Genomic DNA, 23,682 nt, shown 5'->3' with positions numbered 1-23,682 from the left:
CTGCCAATCCCAATATCAACAGACTTTCTGTCCCCCTCGTTGTCTAACGGCTTTCTAGTATCGACCATTGATAAAGTGCGGCTGCTTGGCCGCGATATTGCTCTTCTTCGTCATAGATATTCCACACGGTCGCACGCTCAATCATAAATCGCTGACCTGATGCCGCAATACGGACGCCTTGATAGTCATCAATAAAACCGTGCCGTTTGACTTGAGCGAGTAGGTGGTCGCGCTCTTGCTGCGTGATGGATTCTGCGGATAGGCGAGACGGTAGCGAGGTGAGTGTGTCCCAGTTCATTTCGAAGAGTTGCTGGGCGCATTGGTTGCCGTAATTGAAGATAGGGTCGTCATCGGTGTTATGTGAAAGTACACAAAACGGCGCGTGGTATAGCGCTTTGACAGGAAGTGTCTTATCTTCAGTAGAAATTAGCTGTTTCTCCGTTGCTTTTTGAAAGCTAGATAAGATTTGCTGAGTTTGAGTCTCCAATAACTGCATGTGTAAGTTTTCGAAGTCATTTTGTTCGTTGATAAGCTTATTCACGATGAATAATGTACTTTGTTCGGTAACGTAAAAATGGAGTTTCAATAAACCGATGGCTCATATAGCCAATAGGTATCATCAGTAAAAAGCAAGGTATTGCAAATGTTATAGCCAAATAAATATTTGATAAATTTATAATGTAAGTGTCGATTATAGTTGCCATTTTAAAAACGATAAAAAAGTGAAGTAAGTAAATAGAATATGAGTATGTGCCTATACGTGCAAAAAATGATGAAGTTTTGCTCTTGGTATGGCGAAATGATGTGTCATACCACGCAATAACAATGGCGTAGGTGACCCCTTCAAGGGTGGGCATGTAAATCCAAATTGAGCTTGGTGAAGGATACGAGGGAGCAGCATAAAAACCGCCTAATGAGTCAAAATACCAGTAAAAGATAGCAAATAAAAGGGTTATGCATAATACAAATGCGTGCTTTTCGGTAACTATATGGCAAAGATAAAACGCTAAAATACCTAGAGTAAACTGATCTATACGCCCTACTATTGTCCAGTAAGATAATGTCTGTATTTGCCCCATGTCATGATGAAGCCATGTTCTTAATAATAATGCTATACCGACAGTAAGGAGTAGCGAATAACGCCATTGGTGAGTTAACAGTAGTAGTGCGGGTAGTAGTAAATAGAAGTGAAATTCTACAGTAATTGACCAACCGCCATTGGGTAGAGATGGCATGAGAATGCCTGAAAAAATGGTTTTTGCGTAGTTAATAATGTCATCACCGGCCCAATATTTTCTTAGGCCGACTATAAAAATTACCACTATAAGTAATGGAAGAAGGCGTAGGCATCGATTCCATATAAATTGCCCGTAGAGGATCTTTTTTCCATTGAGTAATTTGGCAAATAAATAACCGCTCAAGACCATAAAAAGTCCGACACCTGTATGACCTTCGGTCAGCAATGACAGGGGGAATATAGGCGGGGCAGCTATATTGCCTTTATTTACATGAATAAAATGCCATGTAAATACGAGAAAGGCAGCGGCGGCTCTTATATGGTCTAGGCCTATGAAGTATTTGCCGGATGATGACTTCAATGTGTTGATCTACTTATGAGGCTTTCCCCGGTCATTTCTTCAGGAACATCCATATCTAATAATGTGAGTAGTGTTGGCGCGATATCTGATAGCTTCCCTTCTTTTAAAGTCCCGGCTTGTGCGTTGTTAGATACATGAACGAGTGGCACCGGCCCGTTAGTGTGTGACGTTACGGGGCCGCCGGTTGCTGGATCAACCATTAGTTCAACATTACCGTGGTCAGCGGTGATCAGGCATTCGCCATCGACACGTAGTATCGCGTCAGTCACACGTTGTAGGCAGGTATCCAGCGTTTCCACCGCTTTAATGGCGGCGTCCATCTTGCCGGTATGTCCGACCATATCACCATTGGCGTAATTGCAGATAATGGCATCGTATTCGCCACTTTCGATAGCGGCAACCAGTTTGTCGGTGACTTCTGGTGCGCTCATTTCCGGTTGTAGATCATAAGTGGCGACATCGGGTGACGGCACTAAAATACGAGTTTCACCGTCGTATTCAGCTTCAACACCGCCACTAAAAAAGAACGTTACGTGGGCATACTTTTCGGTTTCGGCAATGCGTAATTGGGTTTTATTATTACGTGCTAAGTATTCGCCGAGTGTATTGGTTAACTTTTCGGGTGGATAAGCGCAGGGGGCGGCGATATCACTGGCGTACTCGGTGAGCATGACAAAATTATCAATGTTAGGGTAGACGCTGCGATCAAGGCTACTATCAAGATCATCTTGTATAAGGGCGCGCGTTAATTCACGGGCGCGGTCAGGCCTAAAATTCATAAACAGAACGGCATCGCCATCGCTGATGGTTGCCGCTTCGCCATTAGGCCGAATAGACGTTGCTGGGCAAAACTCGTCGTCTTTGTCTTGTTGATAAGCGAGATCGAGTCCTGCGATAGCGTTATCGACGATGTTCTCGGCGGTGCCTTGAGTCAGCAAGTCGTACGCCTGTTGCACGCGCTCCCAACGGTTATCTCTATCCATGGCGTAGTAACGGCCAATCAACGAGGCAATATGTCCTTTGCCCAGGGTGTCGAAAGTCTGTTGCAGTTTTTCTAGTGAGCGCTTGGCGCTACGTGGAGGGGTGTCACGTCCATCAAGAAAGGCATGTAAATAAATGCGCTGGGCGCCGCGCTGAGCTGCCAGTTGAATAGCGGCAACGATCTGATCTTCGTGGCTGTGCACGCCGCCGGGAGAAAGCAAGCCCATAATATGCACAGCCTTATCACTAGCGATAGCTTTATCGATGGAGTCTGTAAGAACAGTGTTGGTGAAAAAATCACCGTCAGCGATGGCTTTATCAATTTTGGTAAAGTTTTGATAGACCACACGGCCAGCCCCTAAATTCATGTGCCCGACTTCTGAGTTGCCCATCTGACCATCCGGTAAACCAACCGCTAGACCAGAGGTTTGAATTAAGCTGTGAGGATAAGTGTTCCAGAGCCGATCCCAGTTAGGGCAGTTAGCCGCTTCAATTGCATTGGATGTTGAGGTTTCTGAGTAGCCAAAGCCATCAAGAATAAAAAGCGCAACAGTTTTTTTGCCCATAGCTAGTGATTGCCTCGTTGGGGGGAAGAAATAAAGACGGCTGATTATACGTGAAGACGATATATGCGGATAGAGCATACTCACGTGCCCGTTTCATGGAGCAATAAAAATATTGATGGCATATCGTGAGGTGGACGGTGTTAAACGGCGGCAATCAATGTTTTTTTCGATCTTATTGTTGCTTGAAGGTTAATGTTAATAGATGCGCGATTCTATTCCAATAATCCGGTGATTCATTCACTAGGTGATGTTTTGCGCCTTCTGCATAATGTATTCGAGCATGAGGAAAAATACGGTGCAGTGTTTTAATATTGTGCTGCCAGTCTACGGTGGTGTCTTGCGTGCCTTGAATAATAGCCAGTGTTGCGTTGTTGTTCGTTGGCTTTTGCTGCTTGCAATAGAGTTGCCACCGATCCATCGCGCCTAGCCATGTCAGAGGTATTCTTTTTGTTTGTAGTGGGTCTTGGTTGTGCAAAAAGTCATTAAAGGTATTGTCGTGACTGGACGCAATACATTGACGGCGAATGGAATGAATGATGGGTGAAAGCGCTTTGTGTAAGTAGCGTAGCCACTGCCATTGAAAACTGCGTACCAGTGGTGCAAGAAAAATGGCGTGTTCAAAAATCTGTCGTTGCCGTAGTAGCTGATTAGCAATGACCGCGCAGCCAGTACTTTGCCCTATCGCAATATAGGGGGTGGTGAGTGATTGTCGGCAATGCGTATTGTCATTAGGTGCTGTTGCATGAGAAAGCGTAGCGTGCGAGGTTAACACTTGTTCAAGTACATCGGTGTAAGTATCAAAATGCTTGATGGACGCCGCCTCACCGCTGCTGAGTCCATGACCGGGTAAATCAAAACACAGTACGTCGTAACCTTGTTGTAGGCTCCATTCAATTAATCGCCCATAAAGTCCGCAGTGATCTAGATAACCATGGGCAATAACAACAGTGCCTGCAGAAGCTGATGCGTCGGATGTGGTTTTTGCCTGCCAATATTGCTGAACAATCGCATAAGTGCCTTCGGCGGTACTAATGGGCGATTGCCAAATAGCGTAATATTGAGAGCGAGTGCTGGTCACCTCATCAAGGCCGTAATGATGTAAGTAATTAACTAATCGCGGCGAGCTATCGAGCAGCGACGATGAGGTATCTGCAGCAGGATGAGATGAGACGTATAGCGGGAGCGATTTCAAGAAAGCAGTTTTTTCTTGATAAAAAAGCGGTGTGTTATTGGTCGGTGTCATCATCATGTCGAGAGTATTAAAAGCGAACTATCAATGATGAAAGCTAGGGAAGGTATCGGCATATTTTTCAATCCACTCCGCGGCTGCTTGATCACTGTTTAAGGCACGTCCTTCTTTTTCATTGACTCGTTGTTTGTATTCTTCAATATGACACACCTGTTCTACCATACGGGCAGAAAATGCTAATTCACTACCACAAAAACTCACGCCTACATGATAGTGTTCGTCATTTGATGAGTGCGCGATCGATCTTTCACACCAGCGAACTTGGGCATCAGTTTCAAAATAATTTTCGCTTAAAGGAATATATAAATGTAGCCATTTATCCGGTGCAATATATTCATGAGAATGAAAACTTAAGCCGCCTTCACTAATGTTACAAACAATATCGGTATTACAGCTTGGTTCGTTCGTCACGCAGTACTCTAAGGGTATATTAGATGGGTGTCGAATGAATTGTCTGTCGGTTGAAAGGTGTTCAGTTGTCATGGTGATGGTTACTCATAGTACTTACTTTTAAGGATAGCACCTAATTCATTATTCGGTAGTGAATCGTTACCCTTAGATATAGGGAATCTCTGAACAAGTCATGCGTGATTTTTCGCTGGCTAAAAACGCGCCATTTTTTGTTGAATATTTCGCCAATAGAGGGCTATTGCCGTCAATATTCGCCTCAAATGACTCATTTTTATCTCACCGAAAATTTCACTCAGACTTACTCAGAGGTTCCATAATTTTTTGTTGCTTATTCGATACGGTATTAGCCGCTCTAGAAAACGGGTGGTCACTGTTACGGCTCTAGATGAGTTATTGGTATTGCCAAAACAAAGCCGATAAACTACGCCTATCTTAAGATGGTAGAAATATATGCAGTATGTTGATTGTTTAGTGATTGGTGGTGGCGCTGCCGGTTTAATGTGTGCAGCTCAGGCTGCGCAACGTGGACGCTCGGTTACTATTGTTGATCATGCGAATAAAGTCGGTAAGAAAATTTTGATGTCTGGCGGTGGGCGTTGTAATTTTACCAATTATTTTGTAGAGCCAGAAAACTTTTTATCAAGTAATCCACACTTTTGTATTTCCGCATTAAGCCGCTATACGCAGTACGACTTTCTAGCACTGGTTGCTAAGTATGAGTTGGCTTATCACGAAAAAACATTAGGGCAGCTATTTTGCGATAATAAATCTAAAGATATATTGAATATATTACTCGCTGAATGCGATGCTGCAGGCGTTAATATTTTCACACAGTGCGATATAGAAAGTATTGACGCTGTCGATGACATGGTTGATTCTGAGAATGATGAGGTACGACATAAAGCACAAGCGATACGTTTTGTCGTCACAACCAGTTTGGGTCAATTTTCTTGTTATTCTTTGGTGGTTGCAACTGGTGGTTTGTCGATTCCGACGATGGGGGCAACGGGTATTGGGTACGATATTGCTAAACAATTTGGCTTGCGTGTAACGCCCCGTCACGCGTCTTTAGTCCCATTCACGTTTAAAAATACGCACGAGAATGCGTTGTTATCAATGATGCAGTCTTTAGCGGGTGTTGCTTTGCCTGTACGTGTGGCTTGTGGCCATCAATCTTTTTCGGAAGCCTTATTATTCACCCATAAAGGTTTGAGTGGCCCCGCTATTTTACAAATATCTAATTATTGGCAAGTGGGTGATGCGTTAACGATTGATCTTTTACCGGTGGCGTCGTTAATCGACATATTACAACAGTGCCAAAGTGATAATGATAAGAGCGAATTAAAAAATATTCTTGCGCGTCACATACCTAAACGATTGATATTGGCTTGGTTGGAAATGCATCCTTTTTTAGCGACGCTTAATCAAAAGGCAGTAGTGCAATACTCTAAAGACGATATAGAAAATGTTGCGAGGGTATTCCACCACTGGGAATGTGTACCCGCAGGCACGGAAGGTTATAAAACAGCCGAGGTGACAAAAGGCGGAGTTAATGTTGACGATGTTTCCTCTAAGACACTTGAGGCAAAAAATACAGCGGGCTTGTATTTTGTTGGCGAAGTGTTGGATGTTACTGGGTGGTTAGGGGGATACAATTTTCAGTGGGCATGGGCGAGTGGCTATTGCGCGGCACAGTATGTGTGATGTTGAAGTTGTTAGAATCTAGTTTGTAGCCTAAGTTATGTGCACATTAAAAAGCCGAGATGTTTATCTCGGCTTTTTAAGTAACACTTTATTTTTTTACTTTCGCTTCATCGATAAGAAAAACTCGTCGTTAGACTTAAAGTCTTTGAGTTTGTCGACTAAAAATTCTGTCGCAGCGACATCTTCCATGTCGTTGAGTAGCTTACGCAAAATCCAAACACGTTGTAGTTCATCTTCTTTAATCAGTAGTTCTTCACGGCGGGTGCCTGAACGACGAACATTAATAGCGGGATAAACACGTTTTTCGGCGACTTTACGGTCAAGATGAAGTTCTAAATTACCAGTACCTTTAAATTCTTCATAGATGACTTCATCCATTTTAGAGCCGGTGTCGATGAGAGCGGTGGCAACGATAGAAAGGCTGCCCCCTTCTTCAATATTTCGCGCAGCACCAAAGAAACGTTTAGGTCGTTCTAGTGCGTGTGCATCAACACCACCGGTAAGTACTTTACCGGATGAAGGAATAACGGTGTTATAAGCACGGGCTAAACGGGTGATGGAATCTAATAATATGATGACATCTTTTTTATGTTCTACTAAGCGTTTGGCGCGCTCGATCACCATTTCTGCCACTTGTACGTGACGCGAAGGTGGCTCGTCAAACGTAGAGGCAACCACTTCACCGCGTACTGAGCGCTGCATTTCGGTGACTTCTTCTGGGCGTTCATCGATGAGTAAAACAATTAAGTGACACTCAGGATTATTGCGCGTAATGGCTTGCGCAATGTTTTGCATCATAATGGTTTTACCGGCTTTTGGCGGCGCAACAATCAGTCCACGCTGGCCTTTACCAATAGGTGATACCAAATCAATAATTCTACCGGTTAAATCTTCGGTTGATCCATTACCTGCTTCTAATGTGAGGCGGTCATTCGGGAATAGCGGCGTTAAATTTTCAAAAAGGATTTTATTACGTGAGTTTTCTGGTTTATCAAAGTTAATTTGATTCACTTTTAATAAAGCAAAGTAACGCTCGCCTTCTTTCGGTGGTCGAATTTTTCCCGAAATAGTATCGCCAGTGCGTAGATTAAAGCGGCGAATCTGGCTGGGTGATACGTAAATATCATCGGGACCCGCTAAGTATGAACTGTCCGCCGAGCGTAAAAAACCAAATCCATCCTGCAGTATTTCAAGCACGCCATCGCCGTAGATGTCCTCACCGCCTTTTGCGTGCCGTTTGAGGATATTGAAAATAATGTCTTGTTTGCGAGAGCGGCCTACATTATCGAGCCCCATCTCTTTAGCGATTTTGATCAGTTCTTCAATGGGTTTGGTTTTTAAATCGGTTAAATTCATAAGGTGTGCTTTGAGGTAATTGAGAGAATAAATATGAGGTTAGTGTGTAAGAGAGTAATTAGGTGTGAGCATGTAGTCAGTAGCTGATTATTAATAATTAGATATGCTCAGTCGTTGTTTTATAGAATTACTTGCCGGACGTTTTCACAAAGGGGCGTTGCATGGTACATACTCTAGTGTCGTAAATACGCGGTTTATGCGTTGCGAGATTAATAAGAGTCGGTAGTTTGCAGTGGTTTCGATGTGACCCCGATGAGTAATTGTTATCTGGGGTGGACCACAAGTAATTTTGGATTGATTCTCAGTATAGCGTATTTGAAGAGCGGCGCAAGCGAATACCGCGTGTTTTCATCAAATAAGCTATCAATAGATAGCCACAACATTTATAGGCTTGCGAGTTGTGGCTGCTTTTTGAGCATTATATGTTTGTCTTAATGAACTCTTCAAGGTCAGGCTTAGATAGTGCACCAACGGTTTGTGCTTCCATATTGCCATTTTTGAAAATCATTAACGTGGGTATACCACGAATACCAAACTTGGCAGGTGTTTCTTTATTGCCATCGACATCCATTTTGCAAATGGTGAGTTTGCCGGCATATTCACCCGCGAGTTGATCGAGAACGGGTGCAATCATTTTACACGGTCCACACCATGCGGCCCAAAAGTCGACCAATACCGGCCCTTGTGCTGCCAATACATCTTGATCAAAGCTCGCATCAGTTACGTGAATCATTGCGTCGCTCATATTAACTTTCTCCAGTTATGAGAGTGGGGGATTACCAAGAGGTGACCTGTTTACACATAGGTATGTTAGTCACCGATATAATAAGCCGAAGATAATAAGGATTGTTGCGTCAATAGACAAGAGACAGACAGGAGAAAGCGGTTAAAAATCATCATTCTTTGGACTTATTGCGCGAGTTTGTTGAGTAATTGTTGTTGTACCGCACTATCAGCGTCAATTCGTTGTTGCTGATAGTCGCCTTCGCTATCTAATAGCCAGCTCTGCCAAGTATCATCAAGATAGTATTCCAGCTCCTGTAGCATACGTTTTGCCATGCTGCTTTTTTCGATAGGAAACCCGGTTTCGATGCGGCGATGTAGGTTGCGCTCCATCAAGTCTGCGCTAGAGCAATAAAACGACGGACTGGCGTGTTTAAAATAATAAACGCGGGAGTGTTCAAGAAAGCGTCCGACAATGGAGCGAACACGGATATTGTCTGACACCCCCTTGATGCCCGGCCTTAGACAGCACATGCCGCGAATGATCAAATCAATACTCACACCTGCTTGCGAGGCTTTGTAAAGCGCTTGAATAATCTTAGGTTCGGTTAAGCCATTGGCTTTAAAGATTAGGCGGGCTTTTTTGCCTTCTAGCGCCGCTTGGGTTTCTTGCTTGATGAGCGCTAGGATGGTTTCCTTCAGATTAAAGGGCGCATTAAGTACCTTGATAATCTTTTCGGATTTTCCCATGCCTGTTAGTTGGTGGAAAATACGGTGAACATCTTCAGCGACCTGTTTGTCGGCAGACAATAGAGAATAGTCGGTATACACCCGCGCAGTGCCCGCATGATAATTGCCGGTGCCTAGATGTACGTAGCGAGTGAATTGTGCGTTTTCTCGGCGCACTACCAAGCTCATCTTAGCGTGCGTTTTGTAGCCTACTACGCCGTAAACAACCAGTGCGCCGGCTTCTTGCAGTGATGCGGCTAGATTTAAGTTATCTTCTTCATCAAAGCGTGCGCGTAGTTCGATGACTGCAGTAACTTCTTTTCCGTTACGTGCAGCTTCGATCAGTGCGCTGACGATAGGGGAGTGATTACCGCTGCGATAGAGGGTTTGTTTAATGGCGATAACGTCTGGATCTTTGGCCGCTTCTTGTAAAAAGTGAATAACGGGCGCGAACGATTCGTAGGGGTGTAATAACAGGTGGTCTTTTTTTGCGATGGTTTCAAAAATTGAATCCTTAGTACCTAAACCTTTAGGGATGGCGGGTGTCATTGCGGGATAGGTCAGGTCGCTGCGCGTCACTATCTCCATGACATCCATCATGCGTTTTAGATTAACCGGGCCATTGACTTGATATAGTTCATCTTGGCTAAGTCCTGCTTCGTTGAGTAGAAAATTCACTAAGGCTTCAGGGCAGTTATCGGCAACTTCAAGTCTTACGGCGCGGCCAAAACGACGAGAATGTAATTCGCCCCGCAATGCGCGAGCTAGATCTTCGCTATCTTCGTTGACGTTAAGGTCGGCGTTGCGAGTGATACGAAATTGATAGCAGCCTTTGACCTTCATGCCGGGGAAGAGCTTGTGTGCGTTGGCGTGAATCATCGACGATAAAAACACTAAACACGTTTGATCGTTGCATAGTTCAGCGGGTAGCTGGACGAGCCGTGGTAGGGAGCGGGGTGCGGGAATAATCGCTAAACCAGTATCTCGACCAAAGGCATCTTTACCTTCTAGCGATACGATAAAATTTAGGCTCTTGTTTACCAGTCGAGGAAATGGGTGTGCGGGATCCAGCCCAATGGGGCTAATGACCGGCAACACTTCATGTTTGACATATTCTTCCACCCACTCACGCTGCTTTTGTGTCCACATGTCGCGAGTTAGAAACAAGATACCTTCTTCAGCGAGCGCGGGTAACAATGCATCGTTTAGCGTTTGGTATTGCTGGGTGATCATTCGGTGGCAGCGTTCACTAATGGTCTGCAGGACTTCATTAGGATGTAAGCCATCAATATCAATCACCTCGCTTTGTAATAATAAGCGCTGTTGTATGCCAGCAACGCGAATTTCAAAAAACTCATCGAGGTTAGCACTAAAAATGAGTAAGAAGCGTAAACGCTCAAGTAGTGGATGTGATTTATCAAGAGATTGTGCAAGCACCCGCTCGTTAAATGCCAAATGGCTCAGCTCACGGTTCAGGTAGTACTGTGGCTGTGATATATCGATAGTATCGTCACTAACGCGGGCTTTAGGTGTCATGTCCGAAGGTGTTTTACTCATAATGTTTATTAATAGATTAGTTGGCTATATGAGTATAAGCAACGTACATGACAGTTTTGTGGAACTTCATTGCTTGCTATGCTTCTAAGGCCTGTTAACTGGCCTTAAGCGGCTGTGTTTCTTTTAAATGTACTCTCATTAACCGTAGAATGTCTTATGTCGATTAAAAAGCTCTTTGTTTTTATTGTTGTGGCCGCACTGATTGCTGCTTTCTTTTGGCTTGATGGCGCGCAATATTTGTCGCTGTCATTGTTTCAGCAATGGTTTGCCGAAGACCCTTGGCGTGCTGCTGCAATTTACTTTGTGCTTTATGTATTGGTCGCAGCGCTATCATTGCCCGGCGCTGCCATCATCACGCTGCTTGGTGGTGCTGTATTTGGTTTATGGTGGGGGGTGTTGCTGGTTTCTTTTGCGAGTAGCTTGGGGGCGACACTATCGTTCCTGGTCGCACGTACCCTGTTTGCCGATACGGTCGCAAAAAAATTCGGTCGCTATGTTGAATCGATCAACCGTGGTGTTGAGCGTGATGGCGCCTTTTATTTGTTTACTCTACGTTTAATCCCCGCCGTCCCTTTTGTTGTGGTCAATTTAGTGTTTGGTTTGACGAAAATTAAAACGACAACATTTTATTGGGTGAGTCAGGTGGGTATGTTTGCTGGCACCATTATTTATGTGAATGCCGGTGCGCAACTGGGTGCGGTAGAAGAGTTGAGTGCCAGCGGGGTTCTCACCCCTTCTATTATTGGTGCCTTTATTGCTCTGGCTATTTTCCCTTTTATTGTGCGTTGGGCGGTTGATAAGTATCGCCGGTACGTTGCATTAAAGCCTTACACAAAGCCCAAAAAATTTGATGCTAACTTGGTTGTTATTGGTGCGGGCAGTGGTGGCTTAGTGAGCGCATACATTGCTGCGGCAGTTAAAGCCAAGGTGGTATTAATCGAAAAGCACAAAATGGGCGGGGATTGCTTAAATACCGGCTGCGTGCCGAGTAAAGCGTTAATTCGTTCAGCGAAAGCGAATCACCTTATTCGCCATGCCGATAGTTTGGGTATTGAACACGCAACCGGTAAGGTGAATCTCGATAAGGTCTTTAATCGGGTGAATCAGGTGGTTAAAGATATTGAGCCTCATGATTCGATAGAGCGTTATACCCAGTTGGGTGTTGAGTGTGTGCAAGGTGAGGCGACATTGGTGTCTCCTTACGGTGTTATGGTTAATGGCGAAGTGATAACGGCAAAGAACATTATTATCGCTAGCGGTGCGCGGCCATTTGTGCCGCCTATTCCGGGTTTGGGTCAGGTTGATCCGCTGACATCAGACAATCTATGGTCATTAAAAGATTATCCGAAGCGTTTATTAGTGATGGGTGGAGGGCCTATCGGTTGTGAGTTGGCGCAGTCTTTTCAGCGCTTAGGTGTTGAGGTGACCTTAGTCGATATGGCGCCACGACTAATGCCACGGGAAGACGAAGATGTATCCGAATACGTGCTTGATTGCTTTCAACAAGAAGGTGTGCGAGTTTTGCTTAATCAGCAAATTGTTGGTTTTGAGAAAAAGGGGCAAACCATTGTCGCCAGCTTGCGCAATGGGAGTGGCCAGCAAGTGGTCGAGTGTGACCGTGTACTTGTGGCGGTAGGTCGTAAAGCGAATACAGAGGGCTTTGGCTTAGAGTCGCTAGGCATTGAAACGACACCGCAAGGAACCATTCTGGTGGATGACTATTTACGGACGCGCTTCCCGCATATCTACGCGTGTGGCGATGTGGCAGGCCCTTATCAATTCACGCATACGGCGGCACATCAAGCATGGTATGCCACGGTAAATGCACTCTTTGGTAAGTTCAAAAAGTTTCGGGTTGATTATAAGGTGATTCCTTGGGCGACGTTTACCGACCCTGAAGTCGCAAGAGTGGGTTTGAGCGAGACGGAGGCGCAAGAAAAAGGCATCGAATACGAAGTGACTCGCTATGATATTGATGATTTAGACCGTGCTATCGCTGATGGTGAGGCGCGCGGTTTTGTGAAGGTGCTAACCCCTAAGGGTAGTGATCGTATTCTGGGTTGTACTATTGTTGGTGCGCATGCGGGTGAACTCATTACCGAGTTTGTGACGGCAATGAAGCACAATATCGGCCTCAATAAGATTTTAGGAACAATTCATATTTATCCTACGATGAGCGAGGCTAACAAATATGTGGCCGGAGAATGGAAGCGAGCGCATGTAGCACCGTGGACGATGAGGTTGTTGGAACGGTTTCATGGTTGGATGCGTTAATGGTTGGTCGCAAAGTCGGCCATCATTGAATGTCGCTGACTTTATGGTTATGAAGCATTACAATGCGCGCTTTCTGCACGTATCCATGGGTGTGTAGTAACCTTATATTTATTTGAGAAAGATTATGGCATTAGCAAAGCGCATTATTCCCTGCCTTGATGTGGAAAATGGTCGTGTTGTCAAAGGTGTTCAGTTTGTTGATATTCGTGATGCAGGCGACCCCGTCGAGGTTGCCAAACGCTACAATGAGCAAGGCGCTGATGAGATTACTTTCCTTGATATTACCGCTACTCACGAAGGGCGGGAGACGACAGTACATACGGTCGAGCGTATAGCTAAGGAAGTGTTTATCCCATTAACCGTTGGTGGAGGTATTCGTACGGTAGAGGATATTCGCACCATGCTAAATGCGGGTGCCGATAAGGTAGGCATTAACTCTGCAGCGGTGTTTACCCCAGAATTTGTTAAAGAAGCCTCTGAGCGCTTTGGTGCGCAGTGTATTGTGGTTGCTATTGATGCGAAACAGGTGAGCGCACCTAGTGATACAGAAAAGCGTTGGGAGATATTTACGCACGGTGGTCGTAAACCTACCGGTATCGATGCCATTGAGTGGGCGATAAAAATGGCGGATTACGGCGCAGGTGAAATTTTACTGACAAGTATGAATCAAGATGGCACAAAGAGCGGGTTTGATTTGGCGTTAACACGCGCGATTAGCGATGCGGTACCTATTCCGGTGATTGCTTCAGGTGGTGTGGGTAATTTGCAGCACTTAGTTGATGGGGTTGTGGACGGAGGTGCCGATGCGGTACTCGCGGCGAGTATTTTCCACTTTGGTGAATACAGTGTGCCTGATGCTAAGGCCTATATGCGTCAGGCCGGTATTGAAGTGAGAGATTAGCGTAGCGATTGACTTGAGGCTGTAACGTCTGCGGGTATTAAGCTATTTAGACTTGGTTGTCGAAATAGCAGCAATAAAAAACGCCGGTATATGCCGGCGTTTTTTGTTATCTATTATCTAACTAAAATGGGGTTGTTCTATGCAACGACCTTGATGTAATTGGTCACGCGAGATACCAGCTCTGGTTTTGCGTCTTCTAAGAAACCGATAAAGCTTTTGGCGCCAATGGCGGCATCGCCACGGGTATCGAAGGGGCCAATATCCATTCCTTCACGGGTTCGAAAGTACCAATAATCATTTTGATTAAATAAGCGATCGCTGCGCTTGGGTACATCGATGGTTTCGTTTTTGCGGGATTGTAATTTGATGTAAGTCGTAATTTTAGTCACAACGTCCTCTTGTGCTTGCTGTAAAAATCCGAGGAAGCCCAATAAGCCGGCTTCAGCGTCCTTTTGTTGATCGAATGGGCCAATGTCTAGGCCTTCGCGCGTTCTAAAGTACCAATAATTCTCTTGCTGAAAAAAGCGTTCGCTGCGTAAGTGAGAGCAGGTGGGCTCTTGAGAGCGCAAAGGTAGTTTGTTTTCGTTGTCTACTATTGTCATGTCCATGTACCTAAAACGAAACTAAGTTGGAATATATCTACTTTTTGCTAACGGCAAAAGATCGGCATTAAGGCCGGCCTAATCTAACTTCATAACTATAGAGTATGAAATGGATTATTGTGTGACTTTTTGTGTGATGGGTGTCACAGATTTTGCGATTTTAGGTGACATTTTACTGAGTGATACACGTTTGGCCAGTGTAGAAGCGGTGACAAGGTTGATATTGTGCAATGACAGTGTAGAAAGATTTGTTTGTAAATACGCTATGGTTTCGGGATAAGGGTGTGCAATAGCTACCGCATAACCTTGTTGTTTAGCGATACGGATAAGCGATTGAAATTGTTTGTGTATGAAAGCGGTATTGGGCTCATGATCTAAGAATACATCTCGCTTAAGCGCAGGAATCCCATGTTTTTGAGCGATATTCCAAGCAATACTTTTTGCCGTTGTTCGGCTATCAACAAAATAGAGTTGTCGCTCTTTTAATGCCTCCATGACCCATGTCATGGGTTGGTCTTTCTGTGTTAATAAGCTACCCATGTGATTGTTTAGGCCTTTGGCGTTAGGCAGAGATGATAACGCGGTTTGTAGTGTCGATTTAAAACGTTCCTCCCCTAATAATTCACTGAGACCATGTTTGCCTATCGGTGCATGGTTGATGGTGCTCATCGGCGCATGCAGCATAATTTCCTTGTGTAGTTGCATGGCTTTTTCTGCGAAAAAGTCGGCTTTAGGGCTATGAGGGATGATGGCGTAGGTGATGTCGCCCGGAAGCTGAATGGCTTGCAATCCTTGGGTATAGTTGTAGCCGATATCATCGATAATAATAGCGACATCTATACCGTCATACGGTTTGCTTTGAATATCTTTTATTGGCGCCTCAAGAGGTTTGACAATATTGTCAATCAGAGGAATAGGTATCGTTTGTCTTAGGGGCGCGGCTAGTGTGCTAGGCGTGACGATGTTATAGGTCTCGTCAATGCTATAAATATTGATGTCTGCATAGGCTGAGCTAGTAAATGCTAGGCCATAGAGGATGGCTATCTGGATAATACAGTAGTGTAAGAAATGAAGTGTCGCCCACGATTGAGTTGGGCGATCAATAATCAGTGCAGCAAGTGACATCGTTACGTGTCGTTGCGCGGTGTTAATATCGCGAGGCCTTTTAATAAGTTAATCGCTTCAAACAATTGATTATCTTGTGTGAGTGCTTCGTCCTTATTGTTAGAAGGTTCCTTGTTTTTATCGCCCTTGTCGTTTTTCTCGGTGTTTTTTAAATGGCCGCCAAGACTTGCCTCGGTAACTCGGTCTCCGGTTTTTATGGCGGTAATGGTAGCGGGCTCGACAATAATATCGGGTTCAATCCCCTGAGCCTGAATAGAGCGGCCTTTGGGGGTGAAATAGCGTGCCGTTGTGAGTTTAATGCCCTTTTTATCGCCAACCGGTAAAATGGTTTGTACCGAGCCTTTACCAAAACTGCGTGTCCCCATGATGACGGCACGTCGATGGTCTTGCAGTGCGCCGGCGACAATTTCTGAAGCCGATGCCGAGCCACCATTAATTAACACCACTACAGGCAGGTCTCCGGAATTATCACCTGAGGTTGCGCTATAACTGATATTACTGCTTTCCAAGCGGCCTTGGGTATAAACGATGGTGCCTTCATTGATTAATGCATCAACGACCTGCACCGAAGACTGCAGTATGCCACCGGGATTATTGCGTAAGTCGATGATGAGGCCATTCAATTCAGGCGTGTCGTTACGTAGCTTTTGCAGTGCGGCGATAAAGTCGGTGCCTGTGGCAGACTGAAACTGCGCAATGCGTATGTAGGCAATATGCTCATCAATCACCCGTTGGCGAATGCTGAGTGATTTTATAGTGTCTCTGACGATCGTAATGTTAAGCGGCTTTTCTATTCCCGCTCGAATAATGGTGAATTCTACGGGGGAACCAATCGGGCCGCGAATACGTTTAGCTGCTTCGCTAACCGATAGGCCTTGGACCGATTCTTGATCGACCTTTACAATAATATCACCGGCTTGAAGCCCGGCTCTTGCGGCAGGTGTGCCATCAATGGGGGCAATGACTTTAATAAAGCCATCTTCGCTACCCATTTCAATGCCGATACCGGTAAACTCCCCTTTGGTTGATTCTTGTAGTTGTTCAAAAGATGAGGCGTCAAGATAAGCGGAGTGTGGATCCATCTCGCCAAGCATGCCCTTTATGGCGTTCTCTAATAGCTCTTGGTCACTAATAGGTTCAACATAGGCACGGCGTATGTGGTCAAAAATACGTGTAAAAAGGCGTAGTTCTTTTAAGGGTATATCGTTGCTGAGTGTTGCGTTGGATGTATCTGAGGTGATGGCTGCGGGAACCTCTGCAGGTTTAGTTTGCGCAAAACTAAACCCAGAGAGCGTGAGGCCAATAGTTGTGACCAGTGATAGCGCGAGCGATTGATACATTCAAAACCTCTTAAGCATTGATAGCGAGTGCTGTTGTTTTTATGCCGTGGGATAGGGTTTTAGTAGTATGTCCCACGAGTTGTATAATGTCTGTTTTATTAATTACGTGCTAGCCACGGTTGCGGGTTGATTGGCGTTCCTTTACGGCGTATTTCAAAATACAAACCAACTTGGGTTTGCCCGCCGCTGTTACCGACAGTGGCAATTTTTTCACCCGCCGTAACCCATTCTCCTACCGCTTTAAGTAATGCTTCATTATGGCCGTATAAGCTCATATAACCATCACCGTGATCAATGATGAGTAGCAACCCATGCCCTCGTAAATAATCGGCAAAAATGACCCTACCATAATGGACAGCAACAACATCTGCCCCCATAGCGTTGCCAATCAATACGCCGTTGCGTTTTAGTTTACCGCCAAATTGTGGTTTGCCATAGGCCTGTAAGACTTTTCCTTGAGTGGGGTAGGGAAGTTGGCCGCGTAATTGTTTAAAGGGCGTGGTATTTTCTGGGAGGCTAAGATTTGATAATGCTTTGGTCGCCTCATCAAGGAGCGCTTGTAGGCGTTGTTGGTCGGCGTTGAGTTTAGATAGTTGTTTACTTTGATTAGAAAGCGATTGTTGTATTTTTTTCATCACGCTCAGTCGCTGTTTTTGTGTTGAGCGGAGGGTGTGTTGTTGCTTGTCGAGTGATTGTTGCTGCTGGGCTAGTTGCTTTGATGAGGCCTGAATCTTTTGCTCTATTGTACTTAATTGATTGAGTGTCGAGTTATAGTGAACAATCGCTGTTTGTCGTGCCTCTACAATGTATTGATGGTAGCGGCTTAGGCGGCCCGTTTGTGTGACGGCTTCTTGGTTAAGTAACAGCTTCAGTTGGCTATGCTGCCCCATTTTATAGGCTTGTCTCAGGCTGAGGTCTATTCCCTGTTGTTGCTGGTCTTTAGCCTTGTCCAGCTCAACGCGTTGGCGTTGTAGCTGGGTTAGTTGCTTTTTTTCGCGAGCCAATGCCTCCTTAATACGTATAATTTTCTTTGACAGCTCGGCTTGCTTCTCTTCGGAAGCGCGCAAAGATGTCTGTAGCTTGTCTTTATCGCTTTTCGTGGAGCGCAATTCATTCTGTAATGTTTCTATCGTCTCAGATAGTGCTTGTAAACGCTGTTGATATTCAGCTTCAGTTTCTGATCGCAACTCTGCGCTATAGGCAACTAATACTCCTAGGCTGATCAGCCAAGTGCAATGACGAATGCGTAATAGGAAATGATTGAGGGATGACAGCACAGTAGACGCCCAGTAACTTAATAGTAAATAATTTCAGGTCGTAAATAATTTCAGGCCATCATAACAAGAAGCGTCACGGCTTGTGTAGATGGAGTCATAAAAGTTGTTAAATAATCCCTTTTACCCTGTAGTGGTTCTATTGTTGGTGACCTTTATCTATGAAGAGGTTATGTATGAGTACTAAGCGGGTATAAACATATCTTTGGTCTCTTCATATAGCGCTAAAAGAGAAGGAGAAACCTGCAATTTAGCGTTTCATTGTTAAGATCTTGTGTATAATTGTCCGCCATTTGCAGTCGGTAGGTTCTCCTCTGGCTGCGGCTTAATGAGCATTATCATTTTTATGGCTGCTTGCAGTCTCATCCTGCGTTATAGATTAGGAGTTATGTGTGGAAGATATTATCGTTTTTGCTCAACAGCAATTTGTGATTATTATTGCTTTAACAGCGGTCATATTTTTATTGATTCGACATGAAGGCTCTAAAGGCGGCGAAAAACTCAGCTGTCTGCAAGTGGTTGGTGCGGTTAATAAAGATGATGCGGTTATTGTCGATGTACGTGAAACTAAGGAGTTTGATGATGGTCATATTGTTAACGCCATTCATATTCCTCACGCTAAAATAGCAGATAGCGTAAAAGTGCTAGAAAAGCATCGGCAAAAAAAGATTATTGTCGTAGATAAAATGGGGCAGCACTCCGCAGCAGTGGTAAAAACACTGGAAGCTAATGAGTTTACTGTTGCACGTTTGAGTGGCGGTATTACTGAGTGGAAGCAAGACAATCTACCGCTAGTTAAATAAGGAATTGTTAAATGTCAGTTGTTATCTATACCACACAGTTTTGCCCTTTCTGTGTGCGTGCTAAGCATTTATTGGAACAAAACAATGTCACCTATAAAGAGATTGCCGTCGATCATGATGCTGCTTTGCGGCAGGAGATGATGTCAAAAAGCGGTCAGCGCACAGTGCCACAAATTTGGATTAATGATAAGCATGTTGGCGGTTGTGATGACCTGTACGCGCTTCATCGATCCGGCAAGTTAGACGCTTTGTTACGTTGAGCCTAACGGTCTATGGGGCAGTTTTCGAACCTGTCCTAGGCCATTTTTACCACATAAATTAATACCCTTTAGGAATAAAAAGTCATGGCGGAAGAAAAACCAGTAGAACAGCAATTTTTAATTCAGCGTATTTATACCAAAGATCTTTCATTGGAAAACCCAATGGGGCCTGAAGCGTTTACTATTACTGATCAACCTACGATTAATCAAGATTTGGCATCAGAAATTAATAAAATTAATGATGATATTTATGAAACAGTATTGAAGTTGACTATTACAGCTTCTCTTAATGATAAAACGATCTTTTTAGTAGAAATACAGCAAGCGGGTTTATTCGCGATTAAAGGGATTGAAGGGCAAGACTTGGCGCGCGTGTTAAATACCGTTTGCCCGCAAGTATTATTTCCTTATGCTCGCGAAACTATTGATAGTGCATTGTCTAAAGCGACGTTCCCGCCGTTAATGTTGCCGCCCATTAATTTCGAAGCCTTGTATGCACAAGCCTTAGAAGAGCAGAAAAATAAAGCACATTAATTAGTACTTGTTTTCTGTTTGTCATTAGGGGCGAGCAGAGAACAAGTATGATGAGTCATTTATTCATGCTTTCTAGAACGATATTAACCTTTGTTGCGCTGGTTGTTTTTTTACTGCAGGGCTGTTCTAGCCGAGAAGTTTTTCAGCAGCAAGAAGAAATTACCCAGCAAGTGCTTCGTGAAAATCCGGATATTCAGCATCATTATTTGAATGTTGATGACCATGTTTTGCATTACGTCATTAATGGCGAGATTCAAAAGCCTACGTTGATCATTATTCATGGTACACCGGGTGATTGGCGGCAATATTCCCGTTATTTATTTAATGAATCATTATTGGCTGCTTATCGCGTAGTGGTGATAGATCGACCGGGGTGGGGAGAGTCCATCTTGGGTGATGATCTGACTTATGCTGACTTTTCTCAGCAAGCTATGATTATTGCCCAATTACTTAGCCAATTAAAAAGCGAAAGCCAGCAGCCCATTGTTCTTATGGGGCACTCTTTGGGGGCGTCACTAGCTCCTCAAATAGCGATAGATTTTCCTAAGCTGGTGGATGGTTTACTGTTGTTTGCCGGTACACTTGATCCTGCCTTGGCGCATCCTCGGTGGTTTAATTATATCGCGCGCCTGCCTTTTTCATCGTGGGTAATTGGTGATCGCTTGTATAAAGCCAATCAAGAAATTTTTGCATTAGAAGATAATATTATGCAAATGAGTCAGCGTTGGTCTGCGTTGCAAGCAGTGACATTTGTTGTGCAAGGAACGGCCGATGAATTAGTTTATCCTGAAAATATTGATTATGCTGCACGTACATTGCCTTCAGAAATAACGACGACCATTACGCTCGATAATGAAGGCCATTTATTTCCTATGACGCGGCCCAAAGATGTCGAAAAATGGGCGGCAAGTATGTTGTCTCTTATTCGGCGGCGTGATTAATCATTTCCGGTGTTTGAGTATCTATATCGAGCTCTTTTAATTTTCGCGTTAAAGTATTTCTTCCCCAGCCTAATAACAACGCCGCGTCGCGTTTTCTGCCCGATGTATATTCCAGAGCGGTATTAATCAGTGTGCGCTCAAAAGCTCGATTGGCTTGTTGCAGAATGTTTGTTTCGCCTTGTTTGATAGATTTCTCCGCCCATGCACGTAAGTTCTCTTGCCAGTCCTCGCTAGCGTGAGAGGAGGCGGATTCTTGAGCCAGCATTTCCGGGGGTAAATCGCTAATATGTACCTCTCTACCCGAGCCCATCACCGTCACCCACCGACAGGTATTTTCAAGCTGCCTGACATTACCCGGCCATTCCAGTTTGCCTAAATAATCTTCGGTCTCTTGCAATAATACTTTGGGCTCGACAGATAAGTCGGCCGCGGCTTCGTTAAAGAAGTGCTGTGCGAGTTTTGGAATGTCTTCACGTCGATGCGCCAACGTGGGCAGATGAATGCGAATGACGTTTAGTCGGTGAAATAAATCTTCTCTGAAGCGGTTTTCTGCGACCAACGATTCAAGGTTTTGATGCGTGGCAGCGATAATACGCACATCAACTGTAATCGGTGTGTGACCGCCCACACGATAAAACTCACCGTTCGCGAGTACGCGTAATAAGCGTGTTTGCGTATCGGCGGGCATATCACCAATTTCGTCGAGAAAAAGCGTGCCGCCGTCGGCTTGTTCGAAGCGTCCGGGGCGCATAGTGGTTGCCCCTGTGAAAGCGCCTTTCTCATGCCCAAACAGCTCTGATTCAATGAGATCTTTCGGAATGGCCGCCATATTGAGTGGAATAAAGGTATTGTTTTTTCTGGGGCTATGTCGATGTAATGCATGAGCGACTAGCTCTTTGCCGGTTCCAGATTCGCCATTAATTAATACAGTGATGGTTGATTGCGATAGCCGACCAATAGCGCGAAATACCTCCTGCATGGCGGGTGCTTCGCCAATGATTTCAGTGGTTTCGGGTATCGCCTCTGTACCGTTGTTATCGTTGCTCACGGCTTCTGCTTGTTTTATCTCGTGTGCGTGAGCAAAGGCGCGCCGTACGACAGCAACGGCTTCATGCATATCAAACGGCTTGGGTAGATACTCAAATGCACCGCCTTGATAGGCTGATACAGCACTTTCAAGATCAGAATGTGCGGTCATGATAATGACGGGAATATGGGCGAAAGCGCTTTGTATGGCGTTGAGTAGGTCGAGCCCGTCGGTACCTCCCGGCATTCTTACATCACTGATAATAGCGGTTGGTTGCGTCTGATCGGCTTGGTTAAGCGCTTGAAGTGCTTGGCTTCCATCTGCAAATGTCACGACATGAATACTTTCTTTGGTGAATGCTTTTTCGAGTACCCATCGAATTGAATTGTCGTCATCAATAACCCAAAGTGTTTCCGGTGAGTAATTCATCGCGCCTGCCCTATAGGTAGAGGAATGTAGAGTGAAAAAATAGTTTTACCTTCGTCACAACGACATTCAATTAAGCCCTTATGCTGTGTGATTAATTGTTGTGCAATAGCAAGTCCGAGGCCTGTCCCTTCAGCCCGGCCTGAAATCATTGGGTAAAAAATATCGTTGATCAGCTCTTTAGGAATGCCCGGCCCGTTATCTTCAATATCAATATTGGCGACAAGAGGATGGTGAGTTCGCCCAATGGTAAATTGTCGATAGACGCGGGTGTATATGTTAATGGCCGGAGGTAGCGCACTTTGGTGTTCTGACAGAGCCTGCACACTATTACGTACAATATTGAGTATGGCTTGAATTAACATATCACTATCGCCCAAAAATTCAGGAATGCTGGGATCGTACTGTCGGCTTAGTTGGATACGCTCGCCAACTTCTGCACTGATTATAGCCAGTACATGCTCTAACACTTGATGGATGTTGACCGGTTGTTGAGCAATGTTTTGTCGTGGGCCTAACATACGATCGACGAGGCTGCGGAGCCGGTCAGTTTCGGTAATAATAATGCGTGTGTATTCTTTGAGCTCCTCATCAGGAAGCTCAGCTTCAAGGAGCTGAGCCGCGCCTCGGATACCCCCCAAAGGATTTTTAACTTCATGGGCAACGCCGCGGACGAGATTTTTGGTGGTTTCTTGTGAGGCGAGAAAAGCTTCTTCGCGGCTGATGCGTAATAGGCGGTCGAGTGGTTGAATCTCTACCAGTAACTGCTGATTATGATTGGTGGGTGTGACAGTATAGTCGACGGTGATACGCTCGTTAGTATGTAAGCACCAACTTACTTTTCTTTTTGTGTATTGCCTGCCGCTTTTAAGTGCATCATGGATTTTATCAAGTGCCGTATCGGACTCATAAAAGCAGTCCGATATGTGACGGTTCACCATCTGTTTGGAGCTAATAGATAAAAGCGATTCGGCAGACGTATTGGCCTCAATAACCACGAGTGATTTATCTAATACGATAACGGCACTGGTTAAGTTGTCGAATAGAACTCTGTAGTTATGAATTTGGCTCATAGTGCACTGCTAAGTACATAGAGGGTGATTCAATATAAAATGGCATAGTCGTAGTGGTTATTGTTATGCCATTTTATATTGAATCGGCTCTAGTTTATCCGGTTAATGTTGCTTGCACTATTGTGGTGCAAGAATGATGTTCTCATAAGGTATCAATGATTACTTAGTTGAAGATAAAAAAGCCCCGTTAAACGAGGCTTTAGTGTGTAACCTAATACTGCTAATGCA

Annotated in this window: 21 protein-coding genes; 7 read left to right on the top strand and 14 right to left on the bottom strand. The window is 44.7% G+C overall.

Translation table 11 applies throughout. From position 1 onward, the window contains the following. Positions 1-43: 43 nt before the first annotated feature. The 5 genes from ACZ5O6_RS11345 to ACZ5O6_RS11325 all read right to left on the bottom strand — a co-directional run bounded on the left by ACZ5O6_RS11345 (position 44) and on the right by ACZ5O6_RS11325 (position 4,877). A complete protein-coding gene (locus tag ACZ5O6_RS11345) occupies positions 44-541 on the bottom strand; it encodes an MEKHLA domain-containing protein (RefSeq protein WP_447091443.1) in 498 nt (165 codons plus the stop codon). Next, complete coding sequence (locus ACZ5O6_RS11340; RefSeq protein ID WP_447091444.1) at positions 534-1,598, bottom strand: acyltransferase family protein; 1,065 nt, start codon at positions 1,596-1,598, stop codon at positions 534-536. The genes ACZ5O6_RS11345 and ACZ5O6_RS11340 overlap by 8 nt, the downstream gene beginning before the upstream one ends. Then, a complete protein-coding gene (gene gpmI, locus ACZ5O6_RS11335; RefSeq protein ID WP_447091445.1) occupies positions 1,595-3,145 on the bottom strand; it encodes a 2,3-bisphosphoglycerate-independent phosphoglycerate mutase in 1,551 nt (516 codons plus the stop codon). Before gpmI ends, ACZ5O6_RS11340 begins: the two co-directional genes overlap by 4 nt. Before the next feature lie 172 nt (positions 3,146-3,317). Further along, positions 3,318-4,394 carry an alpha/beta hydrolase gene (locus ACZ5O6_RS11330; protein WP_447091446.1) on the bottom strand — a complete coding sequence of 359 codons (1,077 nt, stop codon included), beginning with the start codon at positions 4,392-4,394 and terminating at the stop codon, positions 3,318-3,320. A 24-nt stretch (positions 4,395-4,418) separates the two neighbouring features. After that, positions 4,419-4,877, bottom strand: a complete 459-nt coding sequence (locus tag ACZ5O6_RS11325; RefSeq protein ID WP_447091447.1) for a PilZ domain-containing protein — start codon at positions 4,875-4,877, stop codon at positions 4,419-4,421. Between the two features lie 378 nt (positions 4,878-5,255). On the opposite strand from ACZ5O6_RS11325, the gene ACZ5O6_RS11320 reads away from it, so the two are divergent. Beyond that, positions 5,256-6,509 carry a BaiN/RdsA family NAD(P)/FAD-dependent oxidoreductase gene (locus ACZ5O6_RS11320; protein WP_447091448.1) on the top strand — a complete coding sequence of 418 codons (1,254 nt, stop codon included), beginning with the start codon at positions 5,256-5,258 and terminating at the stop codon, positions 6,507-6,509. Positions 6,510-6,605: 96 nt separating this feature from the next. Here the strand turns inward: ACZ5O6_RS11320 and rho are convergent, their stop codons facing one another. From rho to ppk1, 3 genes are all read right to left on the bottom strand, one after another. Next, positions 6,606-7,865, bottom strand: a complete 1,260-nt coding sequence (rho, locus tag ACZ5O6_RS11315) for a transcription termination factor Rho (RefSeq protein ID WP_447091449.1) — start codon at positions 7,863-7,865, stop codon at positions 6,606-6,608. Positions 7,866-8,283: 418 nt separating this feature from the next. Further along, positions 8,284-8,610 carry a thioredoxin TrxA gene (gene trxA, locus ACZ5O6_RS11310; RefSeq protein ID WP_447091450.1) on the bottom strand — a complete coding sequence of 109 codons (327 nt, stop codon included), beginning with the start codon at positions 8,608-8,610 and terminating at the stop codon, positions 8,284-8,286. Positions 8,611-8,774: 164 nt separating this feature from the next. After that, a complete protein-coding gene (gene ppk1, locus ACZ5O6_RS11305; RefSeq protein ID WP_447091451.1) occupies positions 8,775-10,874 on the bottom strand; it encodes a polyphosphate kinase 1 in 2,100 nt (699 codons plus the stop codon). A gap of 156 nt (positions 10,875-11,030) precedes the next feature. Between ppk1 and lpdA the strand changes: the two genes are divergently transcribed. Both lpdA and hisF read left to right on the top strand, forming a co-directional pair. After that, on the top strand, positions 11,031-13,148 hold the full coding sequence (gene lpdA, locus ACZ5O6_RS11300; RefSeq protein ID WP_447091452.1) for a dihydrolipoyl dehydrogenase: 2,118 nt from the start codon (positions 11,031-11,033) through the stop codon (positions 13,146-13,148). A 124-nt stretch (positions 13,149-13,272) separates the two neighbouring features. Beyond that, positions 13,273-14,049, top strand: a complete 777-nt coding sequence (gene hisF / locus ACZ5O6_RS11295; protein ID WP_447091453.1) for an imidazole glycerol phosphate synthase subunit HisF — start codon at positions 13,273-13,275, stop codon at positions 14,047-14,049. Between the two features lie 137 nt (positions 14,050-14,186). Here the strand turns inward: hisF and ACZ5O6_RS11290 are convergent, their stop codons facing one another. The 4 genes from ACZ5O6_RS11290 to ACZ5O6_RS11275 form a co-directional block, all read right to left on the bottom strand. Further along, positions 14,187-14,651, bottom strand: a complete 465-nt coding sequence (locus tag ACZ5O6_RS11290) for a DUF6316 family protein (protein WP_447091454.1) — start codon at positions 14,649-14,651, stop codon at positions 14,187-14,189. A 114-nt stretch (positions 14,652-14,765) separates the two neighbouring features. Next, positions 14,766-15,776 carry a divergent polysaccharide deacetylase family protein gene (locus ACZ5O6_RS11285; RefSeq protein ID WP_447091455.1) on the bottom strand — a complete coding sequence of 337 codons (1,011 nt, stop codon included), beginning with the start codon at positions 15,774-15,776 and terminating at the stop codon, positions 14,766-14,768. Between the two features lie 2 nt (positions 15,777-15,778). Next, complete coding sequence (locus ACZ5O6_RS11280) at positions 15,779-17,116, bottom strand: S41 family peptidase (protein ID WP_447091456.1); 1,338 nt, start codon at positions 17,114-17,116, stop codon at positions 15,779-15,781. A 98-nt stretch (positions 17,117-17,214) separates the two neighbouring features. Continuing rightward, on the bottom strand, positions 17,215-18,393 hold the full coding sequence (locus ACZ5O6_RS11275; RefSeq protein WP_447091457.1) for a murein hydrolase activator EnvC family protein: 1,179 nt from the start codon (positions 18,391-18,393) through the stop codon (positions 17,215-17,217). Between the two features lie 389 nt (positions 18,394-18,782). Between ACZ5O6_RS11275 and ACZ5O6_RS11270 the strand changes: the two genes are divergently transcribed. The 4 genes from ACZ5O6_RS11270 (at position 18,783) to ACZ5O6_RS11255 (ending at position 20,928) form a co-directional block, all read left to right on the top strand. Continuing rightward, complete coding sequence (locus ACZ5O6_RS11270) at positions 18,783-19,193, top strand: rhodanese-like domain-containing protein (protein ID WP_447091458.1); 411 nt, start codon at positions 18,783-18,785, stop codon at positions 19,191-19,193. Positions 19,194-19,204: 11 nt separating this feature from the next. Continuing rightward, positions 19,205-19,453 carry a glutaredoxin 3 gene (grxC, locus tag ACZ5O6_RS11265; RefSeq protein ID WP_447091459.1) on the top strand — a complete coding sequence of 83 codons (249 nt, stop codon included), beginning with the start codon at positions 19,205-19,207 and terminating at the stop codon, positions 19,451-19,453. An 84-nt stretch (positions 19,454-19,537) separates the two neighbouring features. Continuing rightward, complete coding sequence (gene secB / locus ACZ5O6_RS11260) at positions 19,538-19,987, top strand: protein-export chaperone SecB (protein ID WP_447091460.1); 450 nt, start codon at positions 19,538-19,540, stop codon at positions 19,985-19,987. Between the two features lie 47 nt (positions 19,988-20,034). Further along, complete coding sequence (locus ACZ5O6_RS11255) at positions 20,035-20,928, top strand: alpha/beta fold hydrolase (protein WP_447091461.1); 894 nt, start codon at positions 20,035-20,037, stop codon at positions 20,926-20,928. On the opposite strand, the gene glnG is transcribed toward ACZ5O6_RS11255, so the two are convergent. Together glnG and glnL are read right to left on the bottom strand one after the other, a co-directional pair. Continuing rightward, positions 20,909-22,384 carry a nitrogen regulation protein NR(I) gene (gene glnG / locus ACZ5O6_RS11250; protein ID WP_447091462.1) on the bottom strand — a complete coding sequence of 492 codons (1,476 nt, stop codon included), beginning with the start codon at positions 22,382-22,384 and terminating at the stop codon, positions 20,909-20,911. The genes ACZ5O6_RS11255 and glnG overlap by 20 nt on opposite strands. After that, entirely contained in the window at positions 22,381-23,454 is a 1,074-nt protein-coding gene (gene glnL, locus ACZ5O6_RS11245) for a nitrogen regulation protein NR(II) (protein ID WP_447091463.1), read from the bottom strand. Before glnL ends, glnG begins: the two co-directional genes overlap by 4 nt. Between the last annotated feature and the right edge of the window lie 228 nt (positions 23,455-23,682).

The sequence above is a fragment of the Eionea flava genome (assembly GCF_055393785.1).
This window is presented reverse-complemented; position numbering and strand designations above follow the sequence as displayed.